The organism is Nostoc sp. TCL240-02 (assembly GCF_013343235.1).
Taxonomy (GTDB): Bacteria; Cyanobacteriota; Cyanobacteriia; order Cyanobacteriales; family Nostocaceae; genus Nostoc.
On the sequence record NZ_CP040094.1, the window covers coordinates 5864321 to 5888179 of the forward strand.

Below are 23859 nucleotides of genomic sequence, written 5' to 3' on the forward strand. Positions count from 1 at the left end.
AAAATTGACATGATTTGTATGTATCTAAACATATTTTTAATATAAGTCTTAGCTAAATTTTACTTCACCAATAAAATCTTATGAACCAAAAGAAATCAGATATTTGTTTTTGTAGTTTAGCTTTAGGGAAAAGATATCGCTCTCATGCTTTCCTATTAGCTCAAGATATTGAAAAACATTCGCCAGGAATATATTTAATTGTCCTAACAGATAAGCCAGAAGAATTTAAAATATATTCTAACGTTTTAGCATTTCAACATGAACAACAGAGTATTGGTTGTTACCACGATAAAAGGTTTGTAATTGCCAAAGCAATCTCACTGTTTAATACTTGTATATTTGTCGATGCAGATATCAGAATATTAGATAAGTTACAACCAGATATAAAATGGCTTCCTGGCATAACAGCAAGAAGTTGTACCAGTATTGTCAAACATAATCAAGAATATATTAATTCAGCAAATGATGATTACAAGGCAAATAGAGTTAGAGATTTGACCATTTTGAACAAACTAGCACAAAAACTAGACCTGGATTTAGAAGATACTAACATTCAGTTTGTGATGGAAATGTTATTTATAGTTACAAGACAAGATGGGCGGGAAATCGAATTTATTAAGCACTGGGAAACTATTGCACTTTACTGTGAGCTAAATGGTTTTTATAGTGCTGAGGGTTATGCAATAGGATTAGCTGCTGCTAAGGCTGGATTACTAGTTCGATGGGATGCTATGGACGGTATTGTTTATTTCAAGGATTGGGTAGAACGGCAGAAAATCAAAAAAGGACAAGCAAATCCAGATGAAACGCTGATATATTTTCAACAGCACGAAACGATTGAATACCACAAAAATTCACTTTTTCAAAAGCTGTTGCGTAAGCTAAATAAATTTATTGGTTATTACTATCGGTACTTGCGTTTAAGACTTGCGACATTGAGTAATTTTAATTTTTATCACCGATGAAACTTTGAAAAAAAATCAACAAGCTGATTTAATTGGCATATCTTTGCTGAGTTATTAGTAACCACTAATTCTATCCTTAAAGTTACGATACTTTAATTTAATATTGTTTACTCTTTGCTGAATAAAACTACTAGTAGACTTTTGCAAAAGCGTTATCTGGCTTGGGCGGGTAAAACTTTGAGGATGTTTTTCAGGCGACTTTAAATAGCGATAATATAAGAAAATATCGCGGTAAGGAATATCTACATCTTCACCTCCACAAAGCCGCATAAAAGCTGAAGAAGATACACTCATATAGTGTAAATAGGTCAATCTCCGCCCTTGGTCATAGAGGATATTATCTACTACATCAAATTTAGAACTCCAGTGATTACCAGTTGCCTGCTCGCAGTCATAAAAAGCAAAGTTATGATAGGAAATTCCACTTCTCAACACCATGTAATTAAATAAAGATTGGTCAGGTGCTAAAAAAGCCATGACATCTGCCTCACCCGATATTAATTTGCCCATTAATTCGGCTCTTATCGTTGGAGAAAAAATATTTTTCTTGGTCGCAAACCAACCAGCACAAAATACTTTATCTTGCAAGTTTTCTGAGTTGAAGACTTGCTGCATAAGCTCTGGTGAACCATCAAAAATAAATTTTAAGTCAGACTTATATTGAAAATCATTGACTACCCAATCAGATGTATCTAATTTTTCATATACATAATCTACTGGTCCCATTAACAAGGTATCTGCATCAAAATAGATAAATCTATCAAAGGGACCATCCACAGCACAAAATTTGCGGTGCATTGGTAACTCATAGAGTTCTGAAAAACCCCACTCTCGCCAAGTTCTTTGCGCTCTAGGATAATTTTTCCATATCTGAGTCGCAAAGTTATCCCAATAAGCTATGGAATCAGAATCTTCAAATAAGCTTACATTATCTCTAGATGCAATCTCTGCCTTCACCTTATCTAAGCGCTGATTATATGGAAGTATACAAATAGGAATTTTCCTACCAGCATTAGCTTCTATACTGTTGAGCAATGCTACTAGTTGGTCATAGACAACATCATTGGCTAGGATGTAGATACCATCAATCATTGGGATACTCCTAATATTAAGTGCGGGCAGCAACAAAAGGAAATAAACGGCGAGTCAGTTTGGAGATGAAAGCGAATTTACCCTCATGGAGATAGCGATAGTGTTCCCACAATTGCCAATAGGGACTACCAGTTTTCATCCGCGTACCAGCCCAGTGGAGATATTTGAGTCGTTGTCCTCGGTCATAGAGGGCATAATCTTGCTGTTGGAAACTTTGTGAACCCGCCCAACTACCAGGGCCACCACCAGGAATTTTGACGAGATTTCCTCGTTTGGCAATCAGTTTGAGAACAAGATAATTTAAAATTGGTTGGTCTGTAACTCCTTCAGAAAAATCGAAATATTCACGATGCGCGGCACACTCGCGCAAAGCTTCATCCATTTGTTCTTCAGTAATAACTCCTTTTCTCGAAGCCCAAAAGCCACTGTTAAAAACATCTTGAAGTTGGGCATCAGAAAAAAGTTGCTGCTCTTTCACAAATGGGGAAAAGATATTTCGCAGTTTGTCATTGGCATGATGGTAATCACAACAGAAGAAATCGACTTCTGAAAGTTTGTCTAAATTGTCGGCGATTTTTTCAAAAACGACAATATCTGTATCAATATAAATAAATTCATCTAAGGGGCCAAACCACGCTACCAGTTTACGCATTTTGTTTGGTAAGGCGAGGAAATCTCGATCAAAAATTTCTCCGATGCGTTTGGTAAATTTATCAATAAGTTCCAAATCGGAAAAAATTTGCACTTTGTGTAAGGTAGAAAGGTGTTCTGCTACCTTGTGATAATTTTCGTCAAATGGTATGAGATAAATGGTTACTTCTGGATCATAGTAACGAATACTATTTAGTAAAGCGATCGCATTATCAATAACACGATCGTTGGCAACAACATAAATTCCCCTACTCATAAATTATCCTTGGTTAATTAACTTAAGTTTTCGCAAAGCTCTTGTAAGCAAATTTGGTACTGGATCGTCGTTATAATTCTTAGGAGGGTTTTGAAAGATTGGACGCTTATCTGGTTCGTTTAAGTAACGATAGTAAAGAAATAAGTCTCGATAGGGAAAATCGATATTTTCCCCAGCACAGACTGCTTGATTGATATTAGGAGGAATACCAATATAATGAAGATAGGTTAGCCGATTACCTTTGTCATAAAGAAGGTGTTCTCGTTCTTCAAAGTGCTTAGATGTAGCAGAACATCCTGTCTTTGCATTATCTGGCAGTTGACGAGCAAAGTTATAAATAGAAAGATTAGACCTCATTACCATGTAGTTTATCAGTGGTTGTTCTCCAGCACCACCATACAAAATTTCTGTCTCACCATTTTGTAAATGCGATATCAGTGAATCTCTTTGCTCTGAGTTAAATATTCCTCGTTTTGCGCCATAGAAACCTGAGCAAAAGATTTCAGAATCAATCCGCTTTTGCTCGAAAACTTCTAGTAATTTTGGCGAGTTAACATTATATATCTTGCTAACGTCTTTAAATTGGAAATCGTAGACAACAAAATCATAAGTATTTAGTTTTTCAAACACCTCTGCAAGAGAGTTCATTACTAAGGTGTCTGCATCTAAATAGATAAATTTATCGAATGGCCCATCAAAGGCGCAAAAACGGCGGTGAGCGCCATACAACCGTGATTTACTCCGATTCAATCGTTCTGGTGCTGCTGAGAGCATAAATTGATCCCAACGGTTGATTGATTCTTGATTATCGTAAAGAAATACATTAGGGCGTTTAGCTATTTCATCAGCAATTCGCTGTGTCTGATCGTCGAAAGGATAGATACAAACAGGAGTTTCTGAACCTAAGATAACATCAATACTGTTGAGCAAAGCCACCAGTTGATCGAAAACATAATCATTGCCAAGGGTACAAATACCATTCATAATTTATGAGTGTTGATCAACAAAGTTTGATAACCAGTTAAGTAAGTTTAATTTATGTAAAATGATTTGACGTGCTTCTGCGATCGCATCTTTGGCAGCATACCAAGCATCAGGTGTAGCTGTCACTTCTTGGATGTAGGCAATACCTTTTTCATCTAAACTGGGCAACCGCAAAAAACTACCCGGTGGCAATAATTTATCAGCAGCCGGGCCACCATAGTAAATTGGTAGACACCAGGCAAGTAAACTATCCCAAAGTTTCTCACTGACATACCAATTATTATCAGCATAATTTTCAATTGCTAAATTGTAATAGTATGGTGCCATCCCATACCATTTATTACCTAGCTCTCCCGATTTTTTAGCCGATTCTGGTAAGTTACGTCCATATAAATCAAATTTCATGCCACTAGATTGTAGGGAGTGCAAAAAGTCTAAACGCTGGCGATGTTTGGCTGTACGACTAATTCCCGAAGTAATCCAACTACATGGGGCAACTTTTTGAGGTGGTGGCATTTCATTTAAATCTTGAAATGAATTTGAGTGATACCAAATAGCAGGCATATAGTCAGGAGTCGGGGCAAAATCATCGGGGCCAGAAATGTAGCCGCAATACTTCTGGGCTTGTTGATAATTATGATTAGTTATTTCAACAATTTCGTCTAAAGGTGGTTCTCTTAGCAAATAAATAATCCGCTCTTTGTTGACACCACGCAGTAGAGAATCAACATTTACTACTGATTTTTGCTGCCGTTTGCTAAAGCTATCTAACCAAGATTTTTGTGGCGCTGCTTGGGGAAAATCAAATTGATACATCAGTAGAAAATCTGGTTTGGTTGCTAGCGCCTGCATTTGCATATTGCCCCAAACTCCAAATTGATGCGGGGTTTGTTGCCACAGCCAATCGGCTCTAGTTTCTAAACCTCGATAGCTGCTAATCATTCCTACAGTTTTTATAGTCATTTTAGTTATTAGTCATTTGTCATTTGTCATTAGTTATTTTTCCTTATACGATAAGTTGAGGAAGTAGAGATTCATCAACATAACCAAGGATTTTTGCGGCTCGATTTTCCCAAGAAAACTGCTTGACAAATTCGATACTATCTGGATAACCTTCTATTTTTCTAGGATGAGTTTCTAAAACCTGCTTCAGACTTTCGGCAAATTTGCTCGGGTTATCGGGTTCACACCAAGCAGTGATCGCTTTTGTATCTTGAAACTCAACTAATGAAGGAATTTCCGTCGAGACAATGGGGGTTCCAGAGGCGAAGTAGTCAAACAGCTTTAAAGGAGATGTAAAAGTTGCCGCTTTCCCCGAACAATGAGGGTGAGCTAAAACATCTGCTGCTTGTAGCAAAGACGCTAACTCATTATGCAAGACATAGCCCAAAAATTGAATATTAGAAACCTGTTTTTCTTTTACCAATTGCTGATAATATTCTACTTCTGCTGGCTTACCACCGGCACAGGCAAATTGCACATTAGGCATTTCATTAGCCACATCAATTAGTACATCAATACCTTTAAATTGCTGTAAGGCTCCTGCATAGACTACCAATTTTTGGGTTTCATCTTGTAATAGTTTTTGTCGCCATTCTGCGGCTTTTTCTGGTTGTCTCTGCATAAACAAGCGATTAAAACCATTGTGCAGCTTAATTACTTTTTCTGGCGGCATCCCATTTTTAATCATGCTTTCACGGATTGTTTCTACAACGGTGACAGCTATTTGTAAGAGTGGATTTGTAACAATTTCTTGCTCAAATGGTTTCTCTTCATGGTGGTGGTGTTCATAAATTGCCGGAATGCCATTTTTGATGGCAGCTTTGACAAAATTCCAGTTGCGACTGTGGACAAGTTTAGTAGTTGGAAGTATATGAAATGGTAAATAGTACTTGCTTGCAATAGTGTTGGAGTCAGTAAATTTGCTCGAAAAATGGTCAATCGGCCAAGGCATCGGTAATGGAGCAACTTTTAACTTGTCATGGAGATTGTAATATTCAATAAGTTCTGTTGGTGTTTTTTTCGGTTGAAAAGGACGCAATAAATTAGTTAGGTTGCTCGCTTTCGTTCCTTTATCAGGGTATACCAAAACTGTTGAGTATCCTAAGTTAGCGGCAGCATTAGCTGCATTTGTAGACTGCACTAGGTGAGCTTCTGGCTGGGGTAATTCTTCACCAATGAAAAAAATGTAGTGTTTTTTTAAAGTATTATTTTTGCTAGTTTTAGACATTAATATTATCCTCAAATGTTTCTAAATTCTTCAGAAGACATATAATAGATTCATAAGTTTCACTAACTAATTCATTTGGTTCTTCTTGTTGAGGAGTCTCTATAAAATTATCTGCTAGAGAGCGGAGAGAGCTAAGTATGAGATTAAGAGAAGTTCTAAACTCAATTGAGAGATGATTAAAGCTTTGATAATAGTTGCTGATGAAATTTTGATTTTGGTCAGAAATTGAGAGAATCTGCCCCCTTATTTGTAAGTTAATCACATCTTCAAAAATATCAATAGTGTTGAGAATTCTCCAGGCTGATTTGTAAGAGTCTTCAATTAATTTGTGCCGTTCTTGAGGATCGTCTTCTAAGCCATCAAGCAATAAACGTAGTAATCCAATCATTGAGTTCAACTGTGTCCGAATTTCGTGAGAGATACGGAGCAAGCTTTGATTGTGTTTAGTAGCGGCTTCAGGACGATCAACAAATTTCTTTGAGCTTAGGCGCATTGCCTTAATAATTTTTGTCTGAATCAAGTTTTTATTAGGGCGATCGCTAAATTGCATGGAGTACAAGCGTGAATAGTAAGCACCTTTTTGCAAAAGTTCTTCATGGGTTCCTACTTCTACCACCTGTCCTTGATCTAACACAGCTATTTGATCGGCTTTTTGGACTGTAGAAAGGCGGTGAGCAATTACTAGGGTGGTGCGATCGCGACTAAGATCGTCAAGTGCAGATTGTACTAATCGTTCGGAAACGGTATCTAAAGCGCTGGTGGCTTCATCTAAAATCAGAATTTCGGGATTTTGGAGGAGGGCGCGGGCGATCGCTAATCTTTGCCTTTGTCCACCAGATAACATTACGCCGCGATCGCCTATTAGGGTGTCAAATCCTTGAGGCAATTTGCTAATAAACTCATAAGCATTTGCCCGCTTTGCTGCTGTCAAAATCTCATCGTCAGTAGCCTCTGCTCGCCCATAAGCGATGTTATTTTGCACCGAGTCATTAAAAAGGAAGGTATCTTGACTGACAATCCCCATCCGCTTCCGTAGGGATACTAGATCGAACTCTCGCAAATCGGTGCCATCAATGGTAATACTGCCAGCGATCGGGTCATAAAATCTGGGTAAAAGGTCTGCCAAAGTAGATTTACCAGCCCCAGAACCACCTACCAATGCTAAGGTCGTACCACGCGGTAAATATAAATTTACATCTTTGAGTACCAACTTTTCATGACCAGGGTAGGAAAAGCAAAGAGAATTAAAAGATACTCCCTCTTCTAATTTTGTATAGGGAAGCTTACCTTTCTCCATGAACGGCTTATCATGCAAGCTTAAAAACTCATTCGTCACATCTACACTGGCTGCGGTACTGGCAAAGTTGCTGCGAATAGTATTTAACTGAGAAATCAATGGCAGCACTCGCAGCAGCACTAATAAATATGTCAGGAGTACGGTAGAAAGAGAAGAAACCTGTTGAGCGAAGAAGGTTTTGCTCAAAAGTACAATCAGCAGTAAAGCTGTAATACCCATGACCTCACTTAGAGGTGTAATGGCTTCCGAATTAACTTGAGATTGGAAATCTGCTAATTCGCGATCGCGAATCAGTTTTTTAATCCGTTGATATTCTTTTTCTTCATTTCCCGTCGATTTTACCAATCGAATTCCGTTCAGAGTTTCCAGTACGGAGACTGAATATGCTCTAGACATCTCACTCAGCTGCTTCCCAAAATTTCTTGACCGGGAAATAGAATACTGGTTTACTAACGTCACCAACGATAACAAAAGCGTAGCAGCAATTGTCAACTGCCAAGAAATTGACAGCAACAAACTGACAAAAACTAAAACTGTGATTGCCAGGATAACTATCTTGACGATACTACCTATAGAACTTGCAGACCGGCCAATTTCTCCACCAAGACGGTTGATTAAATCTCCAACCTTAGTTTTGGCATAATAATCTATATCAATTTCTAGTAATAGCTTTAACCCAGTTTCGCGCATATCTGATGTTAGCTTTCGGGTTAAAGAACTTGATGCTAAGGAACTAGCATAAGTAGCTAAATTCTTTAAAATAATTGTGAAAATAATCGCCCCAGCCATTACTCCTATCCGGTAAGGTTCTGGAGTATTATCAAAGGGAGATATCATCGTTCTTAGGATAGGAGGAGCAGTACTTAAATCTACTTCTTGTCCCACAATTTTTAAAACCACCGGCACAATTAAAGCGGTGCTAATCCCATTAAATAAAGCTCCAGAAAATCCTAACAATATTGTCAGTAAAATCAAACCTGGATAGGGTCTAGCGAATCGTAATAGCAGTTTTCTGGTAGACATTGGGTATTTCTATGCAATTTTTAATTATTAATATTATTCACAAATTACTTGCCAAACTTGCTAATATCAAATAAACAAACTAAATAATTTTCAATATTCCAAACAAAAGAGGCAGTTATTGCTGGAAGAATATTGCCCTATCACAAGGGGAGATTACAAGAGCGATTTTTTTACTGCCGCCATCAAACTGAGCTTGTGATTTGAGTCCTGACAACTTCAGCGTGGTCTCAATTTATCCAAGATTTAATCCCCAACTGAAAAGTTTCTCTACCTCCCGCTTTTTTCAATGTTTTACGCCTCATTCCATATTAATATTTACAACCGAGAAATTACCGACTTTAACACCGAACCCATAGCCTCTATACTATAATGTTCTACACATCTTTTTCTTGCGTTGATACCTTGCTGGTTTGCTGACTCTAAATTCTGAAAGATCCATTGAATCTGTTCAGCAATCTGTTCAGGACAAGCAGGCTCGACTAAATAACCAGTATCACCTAATATTTTGGGAATATCTCCAACGCGCGTTGATAATACAGGTTTAGCCATTGCCATTCCATCTGTCAACTTCAGGGGAAATTGAGCGCGAGTTTCTGGGGTATCTCGTTGGGGAACAACTACAATGTGAGCTGCTGCTACTAAATCAGGCATCACATCCGCTGGATACTTTGGTAATTTGATAATCCAGCGTCCCCACTTTTGTTGAAGTTGCTGATCGTAATCATCATAAGGACTGCCACCTACAATCACTAGTCTTAAGTCCGGTTGATTGATTTTATCGAGCGCTATGAGAACATCTTCTAGACCTTTGTAGGGTCTTGGCGCACCAGGAAACATTAAAATCCGATATTCAGATAAACCATAACGATTTCTGCTGGACTCAGCATCATATCGAGCAGGATCAAATAAAGCAGTATCTTTACCATTGGGAACAAATGTACCCCCAAAACGCTGCTGTAAAAATTTAGTATGCACCGTCACTGCATCAGCCCTACTTACCAAACCTTCCATCCATTTCACGTACAAAGGATGATAAGGATTCCTCAGTGCGCCGTCTGATTTCAACAAGTCTCTAGCTAATTGTTTGGGTGTGAAACGATAATTCCAGTCATCACCACCATACCAACTGAGTTCCCAATCATCTATGTCTAAAATTAATGCTTTTTGGCTAAATATTTTCTTTAGTAAGGCAACTCCAAAACTCGCTATTTGTGGTTTGATTGCATAAATTATATCTCCATTAATTTTTGGTAAAAATTTGTGGATTTCTCCGAAAAAATCTGGAAAATTTTTACCCGGTAAATTATAAACGTTTAATTCTGATGGTAAATTTCGATACAAGTTATTTCCAAACAAAAACCCCATGATTTCAACTTCATATTCTAAGTTTCTTAGAGCTGTTGCTATCAAGTATGCACGCAAAATAGCTGCACTTGATAAATCTGAAACCAACAGCGATATCTTGGAAAAATTTTTCACTATTTTTATAATTAATTTTTATTTAATGCGCCAAGGATTTGTAACTTGATTCGGTAAAAATACTTTAGCGAATCTGTCAAAAACCCTTGTATATAAGGAACGACTAATATCTTTAGCATATTGAGGCCGATAAGGATAAGTACAGTGAAGAACTTTAATTGTATCCTGAATATCATAAGCATCCTGCCACTTGCTGAGATAATTATAGGTTGGTGGTAAGATTTTCTTATGAGGACGTACAGATGCGATCGCAGAAGCAAAAGCCCCTTGATCTTTTAAAAGTAATTTATCTTGATTATTTTTGACAATCTCAAAATAACGTTTAAATTCGTCAAAAAATATCTTGGTTACTTCTGTTTTTCGAAAAGCCATAAAACCGCCATTATACTGCACACTATCTGCTTGTAATGGCAATCCAACCGATTGCAAAATTGGCAAAACGTTTGGTAAAAGGTCTTCTTGTTTACCACGTAATAAGTTTGTAGCCTTAAGAATAGAAGGTTGTACATCTTCCGTTAGTAAAAACTCATATTCATCTAAATAGTCAAATACATCATTGATATTCGTAAGTAAACAAATATCCGAATCTAGATAAATCGTTTTATCAAACTCAGAAGCTTCATATAGAGCCAATTTTGCTTGCCGCGATGCTAAAACAGTATTTTCGTTTGCAGGTGCTGGTTTTAAAATTACATTTTTGAATGCCTTTAGCAAGGGATAAAGAACTATTGGAACTTGGTCAATTAAAATAATAATTGGCTCTTGATGAAACTTTCTGACTGCTGCTAAAAAATGAATACAATCTTGAAACGAAAAAAGCCCAGTTAGAATTGTAATAAACCCTTTTGTTGGTGTTGACATAAATCAAATGAATAATTTTTGTTGACTTTGAAAATTAGATAGGTATTTATTGTCATAAAATCTTACTCTAGTTTGATTTATAGTCAAATTCGATAGAGTAGAGATCAGCAAAATATAAATTTGAATATTAATTATGTTTAAGTAAAAAAATATTTAAATAAATTTAACTTTATATTTATAACTATTCCAGAGGAAATTCACTGATAAATTCATCTAAATTTTACTTTTTTTAAGTAAAATTACTGTGTAAATACAGAAGTATAATATCATAGGTAATATTGCACTACAGCTATAATAAACAAAGTATAAACACTTGATATAGCTTGTGAATGTAGCACCATTATTCACTGGAATGTAGGATTGCTACTCAATACCAAACATTTATGTTGTAAGGGAGCAGAGGTAATGCAGGTAATCCGTCTGGAAGCACTCTCAGACAACTACATATTCTTGTTATATGACGACAAACGCAATATCGCAGCTGTTGTCGATCCAGCAGAGGCTCAACCAGTATTAAAGAAACTGGCAGAGTTAAAAGCTGAGTTGGTAGCAATTTTTAATACGCACCACCATAACGATCATGTGGGTGGTAATAAACAATTAATCGAACAATTTCCCCAACTGATAGTTTATGGAGGAGCCGAGGATCGTGGTAGGATTCCGGGACAACAGGTATTTTTGCAACAAGGCGATCACGTCGAGTTTGCAGACCGCATAGCTGAAGTTATCTTCGTTCCTGGACATACCCGCGCTCACATCGCTTACTACTTTCCACCTCAAAAAGCTAGTGAAACAGGCGATTTATTTTGTGGTGATACCCTATTTTCCGGCGGTTGCGGTCGTTTATTTGAAGGAACACCGACCCAAATGGTAGATTCTTTAAGCAAACTGCGTTCTCTACCTGATAATACACGCATCTGGTGTGCCCACGAATACACCTTAAAAAATTTGCAATTTGCCTTAACTGTAGATGGCGACAACGCTGACTTACAAAGACGCTTCAACGAAGTAAAAGCTTACCGTAGTCGAGGAGAAGCTACCATCCCCTCACTGCTAGGAGTTGAGAAGCACACCAATCCATTTTTACGTTGGGATCAGCCATCATTACAATCAACTGTTAAGAGTAGCGATGGAGTGCAAACCTTTGCGCGGATACGGGAAATGAAAAATAACTTTTAAGGATTGGGCATTGGGGAATTGGGAATTGGGAATTGAGTATAGCTATTCTCCTTGTCCCCCTACTCCCCTGCCCCCTGCCCCCTGCCCCCTGCCCCTGGCTTCTTCCCAATCCCTTCAACTTTTTAGTGGGAATAGTTGCGATCGCACCCTTCCTTTCGCTACGATCTGTAAGCTTTAGGGTGTAGGCAAAGACAGCTTGGAATACAGCAGTGACATTGTGAGCTATCAAGCCTTACCCAAATTAATCAGATTTTACAGGAAAAACGATGGCGAAACGCGTACAGTTAGTTTTAAATCAAGATATCAGCAAGCTGGGGAAATCTGGCGACTTAGTGGAAGTAGCTCCTGGCTACGCTCGTAATTATCTGATTCCCCAGAAATTGGCAACTAATGCCACTCCTGGTATTCTCAAGCAAGTAGAACGTCGTCGTGAGCAAGAGCGTCAACGGCAATTAGAACTCAGACAACAAGCTCTTGAGCAAAAAGAATCTCTTGAAAAAGTTGGTAGCTTGACAATTGCCAAGCAAGTTGGTGAAAACGAAGCAATTTTCGGTACTATCACCAGCCAAGATGTTGCAGATGCAATCAAGGCAGCCACCGGTCAAGAAGTGGATCGGCGTGGAATTACCATCCCTGATATTAACCATCTTGGTACTTACCAAGCCGAAATCAAGCTGCATTCTGATGTAGCGGCACAAATCGATATTCAAGTCGTCGCTAGTTAACTCAGAAGGGGGACGAGGGAGCAGGGGTAATAATTCCTAACTCTGCCAATTTTAGATTTGGAATTTTGGATTTTTGATTGAAGAAAAAATCTAAAATCTAAAATCTAAAATTGCATGACTCCCATACTCCCAGCTAGCAAAATCGTCAAAACTAAAATCGTTTATGGCTGAAGAACTGAATTTTAAAGGCGATGGTAGCGATCGCCTCCCCCCACAAAATATTGAGGCGGAAGAAGCGATTTTGGGGGGTATTTTGCTAGATCCAGAAGCGATTAGTCGAGTTAGCGATCGCCTTCTTCCTGAAGCTTTTTACATTAGCGCTCACAAAGATATTTATCAAGCAGCTGTGAGGCTTCACACCCAAGGTAAACCCACAGATTTGCTCTCAGTCACAAGTTGGCTGACTGACCATGAAATGCTTACCCGCATAGGCGGCAGAAATAAACTAGCAACCCTAGTAGACCGCACAGTGTCAGCCGTAAACATCGATGCCCTCGCAGGGTTGGTGATGGAAAAATACCTGCGACGACAGTTAATTAAAGCTGGCAATGAAATTGTGCATCTTGGTTACGAGACAGAAACCGATTTACCAACTGTTTTAGATCAGGCAGAACAGAAAGTATTCGGCGTAACCCAAGAGCGTCCCCAGTCGAGTTTAGTTCACATTTCTGATACTCTAATTAATAATTTCCAGGATATCGAAGATCGAAATCAAGGTATCGCCTTACCTGGTATTCCCTGCGGATTTTACGATTTAGATGCCATGACCAGCGGCTTTCAACGTTCTGATTTGATTATTGTTGCTGGCAGGCCATCAATGGGAAAAACAGCATTTTGCTTAAACCTTGCTCATAACATCGCCGCTTCTTATAAATTACCCGTTGCTGTTTTCAGTTTAGAAATGTCTAAAGAGCAACTGACGCAACGGCTATTAGCAAGCGAAGCGCAAATTGAAAGTAGTTATCTGCGGACTGGTCGCCTCAGTCAAACACAGTGGGAACCTCTAAGCCGTGCTATTGGTATCCTTTCCGAGATGCCGATTTATATTGACGACACACCAAATATTACAGTTACACAAATGCGTAGTCAGGCAAGAAGACTACAAGCAGAACACGGAACACTGGGTTTAATTGTAATAGATTACCTGCAATTAATGGAAGGAGGAGGCGATAATCGAGTTCAAGAATTATCAAAAATTACGCGTCAACTCAAAGGTTTAGCCCGTGAATTATCTGTACCAGTTATTGCCCTATCTCAATTGAGTCGAGGGGTAGAAGCACGCACTAATAAGCGTCCGATGTTGTCAGATTTGAGAGAAAGTGGAAGTATTGAACAAGACGCGGATTTAGTAATAATGTTATACCGCGATGAATACTACTCTCCTGATACTCCCGATCGCGGCATTGCAGAAGTAATTATAGCTAAACATCGCAACGGGCCTACAGGGACAGCGAAACTTTTGTTTAATCCACAGTTTACAAAGTTTCAAAATTTAAAAATTTAGCTATTTTAATTGGGGACTGGGGAAGAGTCAAGGGATCAGAGGGCAGAGGACAAGGGGAAGAATAAAAATTACCTCTTTTCCCTCTGCTCCCTACTCCCTGCCCCTCTGCCTCTTTTCAATGCCCAATGCCCGAATCTTTATTTAACTCCCAGCAATTCCACATCAAAAATTAGAGTTGCATTGGGTGGAATCACCCCACCAGCACCACGAGCGCCATAGCCTAACTCAGATGGGATGATTAACTTACGACGACCGCCTACTTTAATCGTGCTAACTCCCTCGTCCCAACCTTTGATTACCTGTCCCACGCCAATTTTAAAGCTGAAGGGTTGGCCGCGATCGCGTGAACTATCAAACTTAGTACCATCTTCTAGAGTGCCAACATAGTGAACTTCAACCGTTTGTCCAGGTTGAGGAGTCGCCCCAGTCCCCTCTTTTAACTCCACATACTTTAATCCAGACGGAGTAGTTACGGCATTAGCGTCAGACATAGTATTACTCGCAATTAAGATATTGTTTTCAGTTACAGTTGTGGCCGCTGGCGGCGTTTTGGTTAACTGGGCAGCAATGGCAGTATTCTGTTTACTGCCTACTTGCCCCACAGCCAAAAGCACAACACACACCAGCATGAACGCCACGCTGAGGAAAATTGGTTTCAAAATCAGTTCTCCTTACTTAAGTATCCTGGCAAAAAGATTACCAATAGGACACAATTAGTTTAAATCAGAAAGGACATCTTAACGCCAAAGCTTATTTTCCAAATCGCGCAATTGCCGCTCTAAACGGTCAATTCTACCCCGTAGTTCGTCCACTTCCGACTGTCGAGCTACCCCTAAATCTTGCATCATATTTCGCATTTGTCGTTGCATTTGGACATCCCAGTTTCCCTGCTCCGACTTTAACTGCTGGGCAATATCATCTATAACTGCCTTAGCTTGCTCAGGATTGAGCTTACCATCTTTAACCAAGTCATCGCTGACTTGGCGCAGTTTTTCTGCTACTAAAGACGTTGTGCCAAGACCCATCATCATTAGCTGTTGTAACCAGTTGTTGTTATCCATATTCCCTTCCTTTTACTTATATCAAAACAGCTGACCCTTGCTCCTGAGTGTAGGCAATCAAGCTATGCGAAAACCGTAGTTCTTCTAGCCTACATCTCTATTTTGGCAAATTAGCAAACACAGAGAGCGTAGGGTGTGATTATAGAACTACTCAAGTTTCAGGTTGCCGCAGATTTAAGGGAAAATTTTATCCAGAAGGACACGCAAATTTGGACAACAGCGCTGCTCATACACCCTTTTTCCTTATACACGCGATCGCCTGTAAGATTGTGGGCACAGATACAGCCACATTGCTATTTAATCACAGTCTAGTATTACCACGCAAAATTAATGGGACAGACCACTAGTACCGCAAGGCGGCAGTCAAAAGTCAAAAGAATTATATTCCAAGCTTTTGCGCCATTTGAAGTGGTATGTTTATTTCCACCGTGGTGTACTATTAAAGTGATCGCCCCAAAAAATTATCGGAATCTGACTTGAGTTTTAGTTAAATTTGTGAGCGCCATTTCTGAAAGGCAATCTCGTAATCCTCTGATTTACTCTGATAAACGCCCCACCAATGAAAAAATAATCCTAACCCCCATCCTAATGCTGGGAAAATAGCCCAAAAATAACCAGGACTAGTGATTAAATTCAAGAGAATGAGGAATAAATTTACTGCCAGAAAGGAAACAAAATGCCCCCAAAAAGCTCTGCGTCGGAAAGTATTAAATGTGCGTCGTGACCGTTCCTCTTCTTGCTGAACTAACCATTTTTTTTCAGTTTTTTCCAAAATATCAGAAGAAATGCCTAACTCAGATGCCATTTCTATAAGCTGTTCTCGTGAAAATTCACCTTCCTGTTTCCGAGTGAGTGCTATTTCAAGAATTTTTTGCACATCTTCTGAATCGTAAGTCATTTTAACTACCTTATAAGTTTGTGTGTAAATGCGCTTTTGATTTCACGAAGTTTTCAATAGGCTTCGTTCAATTCAGTTAGCGAACGTCTCCACATTTTGCACCCAATACTTAGTGACATTCACAACCTTATTATTTTCTCACAACTGATTTAGGGCTACTGTATTTGTCAATACCTAAACCCTTATTTTCGCGTAGGATCAATTCATGAATTGCCCGTACAACGTATGGTTTTGCATTGATAAAAGAGGAATAAAACTAAGCGTATTAAGAAGACTTGGAACTTAAGCCCCTTGTTAAGAGTTAATGCTTAAATCCCAAGTCTTGTTATTTGAAATCTAAAATTCGGTCAGCCAAAATATGATTTTTAATTAGAAATCATGAGTATCATATTCGGCAGTTCAGAGATTTAAGGAAGTGTAGATATCATCTGAATTGGCATTGAGGTAAGGACGTTGCAATTCAATTTCCCATAATGAGAAATGTCGCAGAATTGCTGCTATTCTATCTTCTGGCGTATCATTCCCTAGATGCCAAGCCTCAAGCAAACCATTAGCAATAATTTGGCATCGATGTGTACCAAAACTTTCTTGGTCGCCAAATTTACGGTCTGGTTCTTCAGCGATCGCTAACCCTGGTGCTATAAACTTCGTAAATAAAGGTACTTGCTCCTGAAAATGCACTTGATTCTCTTTATACACCCTCTCTAAGACTGGACGAACAAGTTCATAATCCTTTTTGTCAAAATAAAGCACTGCTGAGTCGTAACGCCCATACTCAGAAGGGTTATACAATGCTTTAAATGAGAAAGCAATAGGTATAGCATTGAGTTGGGTAGTCAAATCGTTCATGACTGCAACTGAGCCTTCAGGAGTCAAATTGAAGTAGACACGTACCAGAGTTTGATAATTTCGAGCCATAGCTGCATTAGCAATTGCCATATAAAATCCGTTTTGTACAAGATTCTTAGGCATTTTGATTGCTACCGAGTCACCGATATTAGCCGCTTGTTGTAAGCTATCGGGTTCAATGTGCAGCTTTAAATCGTTCTTATACACTACCAAAGTACCATCGATGTCTTCTTTTATAACCAGCCAATCATGACTCCAGTAGCCTACACCTCTGTTATTTTCATGCAAGCGATCGTAAAAAGCTATATCTACGCCAAATAATGTATTGTTTTCGAGATTTTGATTCAAAGCCAAATTCGTTGCTTCTGCATTGGATGACAAAATACTTTTCGATGAGCCGTTGTAGTACAGGGCGTAAAGTAAACTACGTAGTTGATAACTCAAAAACTTATTCTGAAAATCTAAAGATAATTGCTGAAAGTGAGAGACTAATGATTCTGGTACTTCCACTGAACCAAAATCTGGATGTTTAATACAGTGGTGAGATTGGATTTCAACCTTATGAGCGATATCTTGTAGTGATGTCTGCAATAACTCTGGAATCTCTGACAGTTGATTTCCCAGCGAATCTAATAGTTGCATAAAAACTTGCCTGTCAATAATGTGGAGAGATAGGGACAGACAAACAAAAAATGTTTGCGTCCCTTTGTTGAATTGGAATTTATTTTGAAGCGGGAGATAAGTTGATGGGAGATAGGGCTGATGCATCTACACCAAAAATTGTTGGTATCGATGCTTCTGGACGGCATAATAAACTCTTAGCAACCTGGAGTATGCAAATACCCTTATTACCAAAAGTTTTTTCGTGCTGGAGTTTGGCTTGAATAGATTTAATCAAAGCGAAACCGCAAAACTGCATAACTCTCTGTAAAAAATCAGGACGATGTTCTATAATTTCGGGGAAAACAGAGAGATAAGCAATTACCAACTCTCTAATGGAAGGTTGCAGCAAATGTAGAGGAGTTGTTGCTAGACGTAAAGACTCTTGAATCGCCATTGTTTTACTAGTAATCATGCTGTGTAGCCAAAGTTGCAGGTAGCTGGCTATCAGCGTTCCTAAATCACTAGCTGGATCTCCCCAAGCGCCACGTTCCCAATCAATCAATCGAATAAGACTATCATCTGAGGACGATTCATCAAAAGCAGCTTCTTCCCAACTCAGAGATAGGAGAATATTGTTTAGTTTCAGATCGTTATGGGTTAAACAACAGGGAGTGAAGGCATTACTCAACTCTGCGATCGCCTGTCCTAAGCTATCATAACGTTGATAAAGAGACAAAAATTTTAGTCCATCGGTGGGCAACTTGCCAAAAACTGCCGGGGTAACTCTATCTATGCCAAGATTCAGGTTAGGAGTTCCTTGGCTGAATATTTGGAAAAACTCCTGATAGTCTTGACGGTCAATAGATAGGCGATGGACTGATGCTAAAGTAGTTCCAACTACCCTGGCAATCTCTATGGGAAATAAATTCAAATTCTTTTCCACATAAAAATCCATCAAATCCCGATAGTTAGTTAGATAATTGAAAACAAAGATTGAATTTTCAGGATCAAAATGTACTGCCTCCGAAAAATATGAGCGAATGTCGGTTAATTCTGGGAAAGTTTGCAAAAAATTGTGAACTCGCCATTCTTTGAAAAATTCGCCAGCAGTCCTTCCCTCTCGTTTGTAAGGCTCTTGCTTAATTAGGAGTTTCCGCTCATCTGGTAAGCTGATTAATAAGTTAAAGTTTTTAGCAGGTTTTAGCTCTATTTTGCTTAAAGACTTTTCATCTTGAGTACATAATCCCTGAAGAATTAGGTAATCAAAAGCATTTTGAGAACTCAATAAGAATGATGTCATAGCTTCAGTTAATCGTCAAAGTTAACAACTAAAAAATCTTGCGTAATTAGAAGATATTCTTAATAGATTGATCATCTATTATGTCTACATTGCTATGTGTAGATTGTCATACAATACCTATTGTTTGCGGAGGTACGAATCAATCAATAAAATCTTAAAGCAACTCCTAGAGTTTTGCACTTTTGGAATCGATTCACTATTGAGTATTGAATGATTTTGCTAACTCTGCAACTTCATGGATAGTAAATGCCAACAACGCAAATTGAAGATTTTTCAAACCATAGTTAAGAATCTGAGCAAGATCATCATCTGCACCAGCATATATAGATATGTAATCTATGTTGCTAATATCTATGAGTAAACCTTCTGAATCATCGGTATGAAGATCAGAAATAGTAATTCTTGACATGGATTTCAATTCCCAAAAACATTGATCAATTAGTCAATATGAGAATAATTAAGCATCAATTACTTAATCATCTCACTGGTAGTCAGGAAAAATTAATAAAATTGATCAACTGCTATGATTGATATTGATGAAGCTGTAAATTGCTTAATCCGATCGGCTATCCTTATTTTTGGTAATGAAGAAAGCTGATTATTAATCATATCGGTTTATTCAAAGCTATTTATTACAGCAGAATCTGGCAGCGATTAAGCTGTGTCGTGCTTAATCGCTAATTCAAAAAGTTCTACAGAGCAATGTAGCTCAGTAGTAAACTACAAATTAATAATGAATATCAGTGTCGCTAAATGACTTGACGATGTGTGCAGTCAAGCTAGCTCCAAAGGCTAACAATGCGAACTCTTGTCCCTTAACACCGTAAGCTAACAGTGGGTCTATACCTTCGGCAACACTAGAAACATCACTACCATGACCACCACCATAAATAGTAATGGAATCTACATTGTTCAGGTCGTTGAGGAAGCTTTCAGAATCTTGGAATAGTTCAGAACCAGTCGTATTTAGCTGCGAAAGAGCGATGCTCGCCATAATTTTCTCCTAAGATAATTGTCACAATTCAGCAGATTTGACAGCGATTAAGCTGTGTATTGCTTAATCGCTAATTCAACAAGTTCCACAGAGCAATGTAGCTCAGTAGTAAACTACAAATTAATAATGAATATCAGTGTCGCTAAATGACTTGACGATGTGTGCAGTCAAGCTAGCTCCAAAGGCTAACAATGCGAACTCTTGTCCCTTAACACCGTAAGCTAATAGTGGGTCTATACCTTCGGCAACACTAGAAACATCACTACCATGACCACCACCATAAATAGTAATGGAATCTACATTGTTCAGGTCGTTGAGGAAGCTTTCAGAATCTTGGAATAGTTCAGAACCAGTCGTATTTAGTTGCGAAAGAGCGATGCTCGCCATAATTTTCTCCTAAGATAATTGTCACAATTCAGCAGATTTGACAGCGATTAAGCTGTGTATTGCTTAATCGCTAATTCAAAAAGTTCTACAGAGCAATGTAGCTCAGTAGTAAACTACAAATTAATAATGAGTATCAACGTCGCTAAATGACTTGACGATGTGTGCAGTCAAGCTAGCTCCGAAGCCTAACAATGCAAACTCTTGTCCCTTAAGACCGTAAGCTAAAAGTGGGTCTATACCTTCGGCAACACTAGAAACATCACCACCATGACCACCACCATAAATAGTAATGGAATCTACATTGTTCAGGTCGTTGAGGAAGCTTTCAGAATCTTGGAATAGTTCAGAACCAGTCGTATTTAGCTGCGAAAGAGCGATGCTCGCCATAATTTTCTCCTAAGATAATTGTCACAATTCAGCAGATTTGACAGCGATTAAGCTGTGTATTGCTTAATCGCTAATTCAACAAGTTCCACAGAGCAATGTAGCTCAGTAGTAAACTACAAATTAATAATGAATATCAGTGTCGCTAAATGACTTGACGATGTGTGCAGTCAAGCTAGCTCCAAAGGCTAACAATGCGAACTCTTGTCCCTTAACACCGTAAGCTAATAGTGGGTCTAAACCTTCGGCAACACTAGAAACATCACCACCATAACCACCACCATAAATAGTGATAGAATCTACATTATTTAGGTCGTTAAGGAAGCTTTCAGAATCTTGGAACAGTTCAGAACCAGTCGTATTTAGTTGCGAAAGAGCGATGCTCGCCATAATTTTCTCCTACAATAATTTGTCCCATTTGAAGAGACTTTAGCAGCGATTAAGCTGTGTATTGCTTAACTGCTGATTTCATTTTTATTCATAAAATTTAGAAAGATCAAGCTTGTAAGCCTGATTTGTAAGACATAAATAAATGGGTTGCGTCTTTATTAATGGCTTTATTTTTATTCAAAAAATGTTTAGAAAACATGCTATTTTTTGTAAACATTAGCCATTTAAAGATTACCAACTGCTTTGATAAGTCGAGAGTCTAACTTTTCATAACTCAATACGGTTGGGTTAAGAAGAATAGTAGGTTGGGTTGAGCAACAGTGAAACCCAACATTATCAAGGCTTTGTTGGGTTTCGTTTCTCAACCCAGCCTACACCATTTTTAGTTTTTAGCCTTAATTGAACCGCATTGGTAGCTGATTAGTATATTTCAAGTTTGTGAAATACAAAAATACTCCACCTGCTCTGTTATTAACCTTGGAGACGAGAGGGGTGTATTTCATCAAAGTACCGTATGAAAATTTTCAGACTTGTGAAATCCTGTGTAGATAAGCATGATATTCGGCAGGTCTAGACTTACTTTAATCGAAGCATATAGTTATGTATTAAATCAATTGCAAAAATCTGTAAACAAAAATCGTGCGCTCTTGATTAATCTAAGAGCGCACGAGCTTAATGACTATAAAATTCTGATTGTTCACAATTATTGCAAACCAGTTAGTTGTTGTCGTAGGTCTACTATTTGCTGTTCTATATTGGTTAACCAATCATTAACAGTCTCTTTTATATTTTCTTTTGAAAGGATACCAGAAGTATCTTTATCGTCTCTTCTTGAGCTTCTTCTTCCACCCTCTACAGTTATCATTTCCCAATCGGTTATTTCGGTGAGCAGATTCACGTCACTATTAGGATGCAGGTTAGATATTAAGATCATGACTATTGATGTACCTCACAAAATCTAGTGATATTAATTGATCTAGTCTGAGATAACATTAAGCTACAAATCCAGACTCCATCACTTGTATTTTGCAATAAAATCTTAGTCATTTAACTTTTTGGGGCTAATTTTCAAGACATAACTAAAGGATTTTCGTCTTTAAAAGCGATGATTTATATTCTGATCTTGTTTGTCTCCCTAAATGAGTAGAGACGCGATAAATCACGTCTCTACTTATCGTTACGATCGCAATTTGGATTAATTCTTCGCCTGTGGTTGCGAACCAGGAATGGTTACATCTATTGGTGTCACCTTTGCTGCTAGCTGCGTTAATGGCGGTTGAATGGCGGCTTGATTCCCGACTACTAGAGTCACAATCTTTTCGGGCTTGAGGTATTCTCGTGCTACCCGTTGCACGTCAGCATCTGTGGTAGCGGCGACGGCTTTTTGATAGCGAAAGAGAAAATCGGCAGGATAGCCGTAATATTCGTATCGCATCAACCTTGATAAGGTTTGGCTGGGATCTTGAAAGTTAAATACAAAGGAGTTGAGTGTAGATTCTTTGGCAAAAGCCAGTTCTTTTGCTGTCACTCTTTGAGTTTGAATGCGTTTGATTTCAGCTTGTAAGGCTTTGACAAACTGCACGGTAGCATCCGATCGCGTTTGTCCACCAGCAATAAATATGCCAGGATAATCGTAGCGGGGGCTCCACTGGCCATAAACAGAGTAAGCTAAACCTTGGCGCGATCGCACTTCATTAAATAAGCGTCCGCCAAATCCATTTAACACCCCATTCAATACATCCAGCGCGGCATAATCGGGACTGTCGAAACGTCCGCCTAAATGACCGATAAGTACGCTACTTTGGGTTAGTTGTGGCTGATTGACAAAAAAGACTCCACCTGTGTTTGCTGCCGAAACCGATGGTAATTTTGGTTTAGCAATACCTGGATTGCGGTTCCAATTGCCAAACTTAGCTTGAACGAGCGATCGCATTTTCTTGGAGTCAAAATCTCCCACAATCCCCAAAATTATATTATTGGGGTGGAAATATTGCTGATAAAACTTCAGCAAATCCTCACGCTCAACTCGATCCACCGTTGCATATTCTATCGTGCGAGCATAAGGACTATCTTTCCCATAGATCAATTTCTTAAATTCCCGACTAGCAATCCCATCTGGATTGTCATTACGACGGGCAATGCCACCTTTGGCTTGAGTTTTCGCCAAGTCTAGCTTTTCTTGAGCAAATGCTGGCGATCGCAGCACCTCGGCAAACAGCCCAAAAACCGTTTCTAAATCTTCACTCAATGCATCAAAGCTAGCACCACCAGAACCTTCACCAATACTAGCTTCAACAGATGCCGCTCGTTGTTCCAACATCTCATTGAGTTCATCAGCCGAATGCTGCTTAGTTCCCCCAGATCGCATCACCTCGCCTGTAAAACCAGCTAAACCAACTTTCTCCATTGGTTCCAAGCGATTTCCTGTCCGCACAAACGCCGTTCCATTTACCAACGGCAATTCGTGATCCTCCATCAAATAGACAACCAAGCCATTTTGGAGAACAAATCGCTCATATTTAGGTATCTTAATCTCAGGTAGCGCTGGTAGCTGCAACTCAGTATAATGCTTCGCCTCAGTCGTCGCTGCCAAGGAAAAATTACAAGTTAAAAGCAAACACGCAAAAACAGCAACCAAAGCATAAATTAACCCTTTCCCATTCTTGATTTTCAACCCCATCCGCCTTTTTCCCTTCACCTTGTACCTCTGCATATCTCTCTTCCTCAGCGCCCTCAGCGCCTCTGCG

At 38.8% G+C, this 23859-nt stretch carries 24 protein-coding genes; 4 read left to right on the forward strand and 20 right to left on the reverse strand.

Going from position 1 to position 23859, the window contains the following annotated elements; all coding sequences use genetic code 11:
- Positions 1–80: 80 nt before the first annotated feature.
- On the forward strand, positions 81–965 hold the full coding sequence (locus FBB35_RS24980) for a hypothetical protein (protein WP_174711872.1): 885 nt from the start codon (positions 81–83) through the stop codon (positions 963–965).
- 54 nt (positions 966–1019) lie between these two features.
- Here the strand turns inward: FBB35_RS24980 and FBB35_RS24985 are convergent, their stop codons facing one another.
- The 8 genes from FBB35_RS24985 to FBB35_RS25020 all read right to left on the reverse strand — a co-directional run bounded on the left by FBB35_RS24985 (position 1020) and on the right by FBB35_RS25020 (position 10838).
- A complete protein-coding gene (locus tag FBB35_RS24985) occupies positions 1020–2057 on the reverse strand; it encodes an Npun_R2821/Npun_R2822 family protein (RefSeq protein WP_174711873.1) in 1038 nt (345 codons plus the stop codon).
- A 16-nt stretch (positions 2058–2073) separates the two neighbouring features.
- Positions 2074–2964 carry an Npun_R2821/Npun_R2822 family protein gene (locus FBB35_RS24990; RefSeq protein ID WP_174711874.1) on the reverse strand — a complete coding sequence of 297 codons (891 nt, stop codon included), beginning with the start codon at positions 2962–2964 and terminating at the stop codon, positions 2074–2076.
- Between the two features lie 3 nt (positions 2965–2967).
- Positions 2968–3948 carry an Npun_R2821/Npun_R2822 family protein gene (locus FBB35_RS24995; RefSeq protein WP_174711875.1) on the reverse strand — a complete coding sequence of 327 codons (981 nt, stop codon included), beginning with the start codon at positions 3946–3948 and terminating at the stop codon, positions 2968–2970.
- A gap of 3 nt (positions 3949–3951) precedes the next feature.
- Positions 3952–4911: a glycosyltransferase family 10 gene (locus FBB35_RS25000; protein WP_174711876.1), complete on the reverse strand. Its 960-nt coding sequence runs from the start codon at positions 4909–4911 to the stop codon at positions 3952–3954.
- 43 nt (positions 4912–4954) lie between these two features.
- Complete coding sequence (locus FBB35_RS25005) at positions 4955–6178, reverse strand: glycosyltransferase family 4 protein (protein ID WP_174711877.1); 1224 nt, start codon at positions 6176–6178, stop codon at positions 4955–4957.
- The gene (locus FBB35_RS25010; RefSeq protein ID WP_174711878.1) at positions 6171–8498 is read right to left on the reverse strand and encodes an ABC transporter ATP-binding protein; all 2328 of its coding nucleotides are present in this window, start codon (positions 8496–8498) and stop codon (positions 6171–6173) included. The genes FBB35_RS25005 and FBB35_RS25010 overlap by 8 nt, the downstream gene beginning before the upstream one ends.
- 315 nt (positions 8499–8813) lie before the next feature.
- Positions 8814–9977 carry a glycosyltransferase family 4 protein gene (locus FBB35_RS25015; RefSeq protein ID WP_174711879.1) on the reverse strand — a complete coding sequence of 388 codons (1164 nt, stop codon included), beginning with the start codon at positions 9975–9977 and terminating at the stop codon, positions 8814–8816.
- An 18-nt stretch (positions 9978–9995) separates the two neighbouring features.
- Positions 9996–10838: a hypothetical protein gene (locus FBB35_RS25020; protein WP_174711880.1), complete on the reverse strand. Its 843-nt coding sequence runs from the start codon at positions 10836–10838 to the stop codon at positions 9996–9998.
- A gap of 405 nt (positions 10839–11243) precedes the next feature.
- On the opposite strand from FBB35_RS25020, the gene gloB reads away from it, so the two are divergent.
- The 3 genes from gloB to dnaB all read left to right on the forward strand — a co-directional run bounded on the left by gloB (position 11244) and on the right by dnaB (position 14246).
- Entirely contained in the window at positions 11244–12017 is a 774-nt protein-coding gene (gloB, locus tag FBB35_RS25025) for a hydroxyacylglutathione hydrolase (RefSeq protein WP_174711881.1), read from the forward strand.
- 266 nt (positions 12018–12283) lie between these two features.
- On the forward strand, positions 12284–12742 hold the full coding sequence (gene rplI, locus FBB35_RS25030; RefSeq protein WP_174711882.1) for a 50S ribosomal protein L9: 459 nt from the start codon (positions 12284–12286) through the stop codon (positions 12740–12742).
- Positions 12743–12905: 163 nt separating this feature from the next.
- Positions 12906–14246, forward strand: a complete 1341-nt coding sequence (gene dnaB, locus FBB35_RS25035) for a replicative DNA helicase (protein WP_174711883.1) — start codon at positions 12906–12908, stop codon at positions 14244–14246.
- Between the two features lie 137 nt (positions 14247–14383).
- Here dnaB and FBB35_RS25040 read toward each other — a convergent pair whose 3' ends face one another.
- From FBB35_RS25040 to FBB35_RS25095, 12 genes are all read right to left on the reverse strand, one after another.
- Positions 14384–14905, reverse strand: a complete 522-nt coding sequence (locus FBB35_RS25040) for an FKBP-type peptidyl-prolyl cis-trans isomerase (protein ID WP_174711884.1) — start codon at positions 14903–14905, stop codon at positions 14384–14386.
- 78 nt (positions 14906–14983) lie between these two features.
- Entirely contained in the window at positions 14984–15307 is a 324-nt protein-coding gene (locus tag FBB35_RS25045; protein WP_012409359.1) for a phasin family protein, read from the reverse strand.
- 487 nt (positions 15308–15794) lie between these two features.
- Positions 15795–16205, reverse strand: a complete 411-nt coding sequence (locus FBB35_RS25050) for a 2TM domain-containing protein (RefSeq protein WP_174711885.1) — start codon at positions 16203–16205, stop codon at positions 15795–15797.
- A gap of 399 nt (positions 16206–16604) precedes the next feature.
- The gene (locus tag FBB35_RS25055) at positions 16605–17696 is read right to left on the reverse strand and encodes a T3SS effector HopA1 family protein (RefSeq protein WP_174711886.1); all 1092 of its coding nucleotides are present in this window, start codon (positions 17694–17696) and stop codon (positions 16605–16607) included.
- A gap of 79 nt (positions 17697–17775) precedes the next feature.
- Positions 17776–18957, reverse strand: coding sequence for a phosphotransferase family protein (locus FBB35_RS25060; protein ID WP_174711887.1), 1182 nt, complete (start codon positions 18955–18957; stop codon positions 17776–17778).
- A 196-nt stretch (positions 18958–19153) separates the two neighbouring features.
- A complete protein-coding gene (locus FBB35_RS25065) occupies positions 19154–19366 on the reverse strand; it encodes a hypothetical protein (protein WP_174711888.1) in 213 nt (70 codons plus the stop codon).
- Between the two features lie 318 nt (positions 19367–19684).
- On the reverse strand, positions 19685–19951 hold the full coding sequence (locus tag FBB35_RS25070; protein ID WP_174711889.1) for a hypothetical protein: 267 nt from the start codon (positions 19949–19951) through the stop codon (positions 19685–19687).
- Positions 19952–20071: 120 nt separating this feature from the next.
- On the reverse strand, positions 20072–20338 hold the full coding sequence (locus tag FBB35_RS25075; RefSeq protein WP_174711889.1) for a hypothetical protein: 267 nt from the start codon (positions 20336–20338) through the stop codon (positions 20072–20074).
- 120 nt (positions 20339–20458) lie between these two features.
- Complete coding sequence (locus FBB35_RS25080) at positions 20459–20725, reverse strand: hypothetical protein (RefSeq protein WP_174711890.1); 267 nt, start codon at positions 20723–20725, stop codon at positions 20459–20461.
- A 120-nt stretch (positions 20726–20845) separates the two neighbouring features.
- A complete protein-coding gene (locus FBB35_RS25085) occupies positions 20846–21112 on the reverse strand; it encodes a hypothetical protein (protein WP_174711891.1) in 267 nt (88 codons plus the stop codon).
- A 703-nt stretch (positions 21113–21815) separates the two neighbouring features.
- Positions 21816–22046: a hypothetical protein gene (locus FBB35_RS25090; RefSeq protein ID WP_174711892.1), complete on the reverse strand. Its 231-nt coding sequence runs from the start codon at positions 22044–22046 to the stop codon at positions 21816–21818.
- 261 nt (positions 22047–22307) lie between these two features.
- Entirely contained in the window at positions 22308–23792 is a 1485-nt protein-coding gene (locus FBB35_RS25095) for a pitrilysin family protein (protein ID WP_174713760.1), read from the reverse strand.
- Positions 23793–23859 lie beyond the last annotated feature (67 nt).

Excerpts from the sequence above, each read along its gene's own strand:
- FBB35_RS25075 (WP_174711889.1), bottom strand. The coding sequence starts at position 20,338 with ATGGCGAGCATCGCTCTTTCGCAACTAAATACGACTGGTTCTGAACTA.
- FBB35_RS25095 (WP_174713760.1), bottom strand. The coding sequence starts at position 23,792 with ATGGGGTTGAAAATCAAGAATGGGAAAGGGTTAATTTATGCTTTGGTT.
- FBB35_RS25050 (WP_174711885.1), bottom strand. The coding sequence starts at position 16,205 with ATGACTTACGATTCAGAAGATGTGCAAAAAATTCTTGAAATAGCACTC.
- FBB35_RS25005 (WP_174711877.1), bottom strand. The coding sequence starts at position 6,178 with ATGTCTAAAACTAGCAAAAATAATACTTTAAAAAAACACTACATTTTT.
- FBB35_RS25045 (WP_012409359.1), bottom strand. The coding sequence starts at position 15,307 with ATGGATAACAACAACTGGTTACAACAGCTAATGATGATGGGTCTTGGC.
- FBB35_RS25010 (WP_174711878.1), bottom strand. The coding sequence starts at position 8,498 with ATGTCTACCAGAAAACTGCTATTACGATTCGCTAGACCCTATCCAGGT.
- FBB35_RS25080 (WP_174711890.1), bottom strand. The coding sequence starts at position 20,725 with ATGGCGAGCATCGCTCTTTCGCAGCTAAATACGACTGGTTCTGAACTA.
- FBB35_RS24980 (WP_174711872.1), top strand. The coding sequence starts at position 81 with ATGAACCAAAAGAAATCAGATATTTGTTTTTGTAGTTTAGCTTTAGGG.
- FBB35_RS25070 (WP_174711889.1), bottom strand. The coding sequence starts at position 19,951 with ATGGCGAGCATCGCTCTTTCGCAGCTAAATACGACTGGTTCTGAACTA.
- dnaB (WP_174711883.1), top strand. The coding sequence starts at position 12,906 with ATGGCTGAAGAACTGAATTTTAAAGGCGATGGTAGCGATCGCCTCCCC.
- FBB35_RS24985 (WP_174711873.1), bottom strand. The coding sequence starts at position 2,057 with ATGATTGATGGTATCTACATCCTAGCCAATGATGTTGTCTATGACCAA.
- FBB35_RS25020 (WP_174711880.1), bottom strand. The coding sequence starts at position 10,838 with ATGTCAACACCAACAAAAGGGTTTATTACAATTCTAACTGGGCTTTTT.
- FBB35_RS25055 (WP_174711886.1), bottom strand. The coding sequence starts at position 17,696 with ATGCAACTATTAGATTCGCTGGGAAATCAACTGTCAGAGATTCCAGAG.
- FBB35_RS25060 (WP_174711887.1), bottom strand. The coding sequence starts at position 18,957 with ATGACATCATTCTTATTGAGTTCTCAAAATGCTTTTGATTACCTAATT.
- rplI (WP_174711882.1), top strand. The coding sequence starts at position 12,284 with ATGGCGAAACGCGTACAGTTAGTTTTAAATCAAGATATCAGCAAGCTG.
- FBB35_RS24995 (WP_174711875.1), bottom strand. The coding sequence starts at position 3,948 with ATGAATGGTATTTGTACCCTTGGCAATGATTATGTTTTCGATCAACTG.
- FBB35_RS25085 (WP_174711891.1), bottom strand. The coding sequence starts at position 21,112 with ATGGCGAGCATCGCTCTTTCGCAACTAAATACGACTGGTTCTGAACTG.
- gloB (WP_174711881.1), top strand. The coding sequence starts at position 11,244 with ATGCAGGTAATCCGTCTGGAAGCACTCTCAGACAACTACATATTCTTG.
- FBB35_RS25065 (WP_174711888.1), bottom strand. The coding sequence starts at position 19,366 with ATGTCAAGAATTACTATTTCTGATCTTCATACCGATGATTCAGAAGGT.
- FBB35_RS25000 (WP_174711876.1), bottom strand. The coding sequence starts at position 4,911 with ATGACTATAAAAACTGTAGGAATGATTAGCAGCTATCGAGGTTTAGAA.
- FBB35_RS24990 (WP_174711874.1), bottom strand. The coding sequence starts at position 2,964 with ATGAGTAGGGGAATTTATGTTGTTGCCAACGATCGTGTTATTGATAAT.
- FBB35_RS25090 (WP_174711892.1), bottom strand. The coding sequence starts at position 22,046 with ATGATCTTAATATCTAACCTGCATCCTAATAGTGACGTGAATCTGCTC.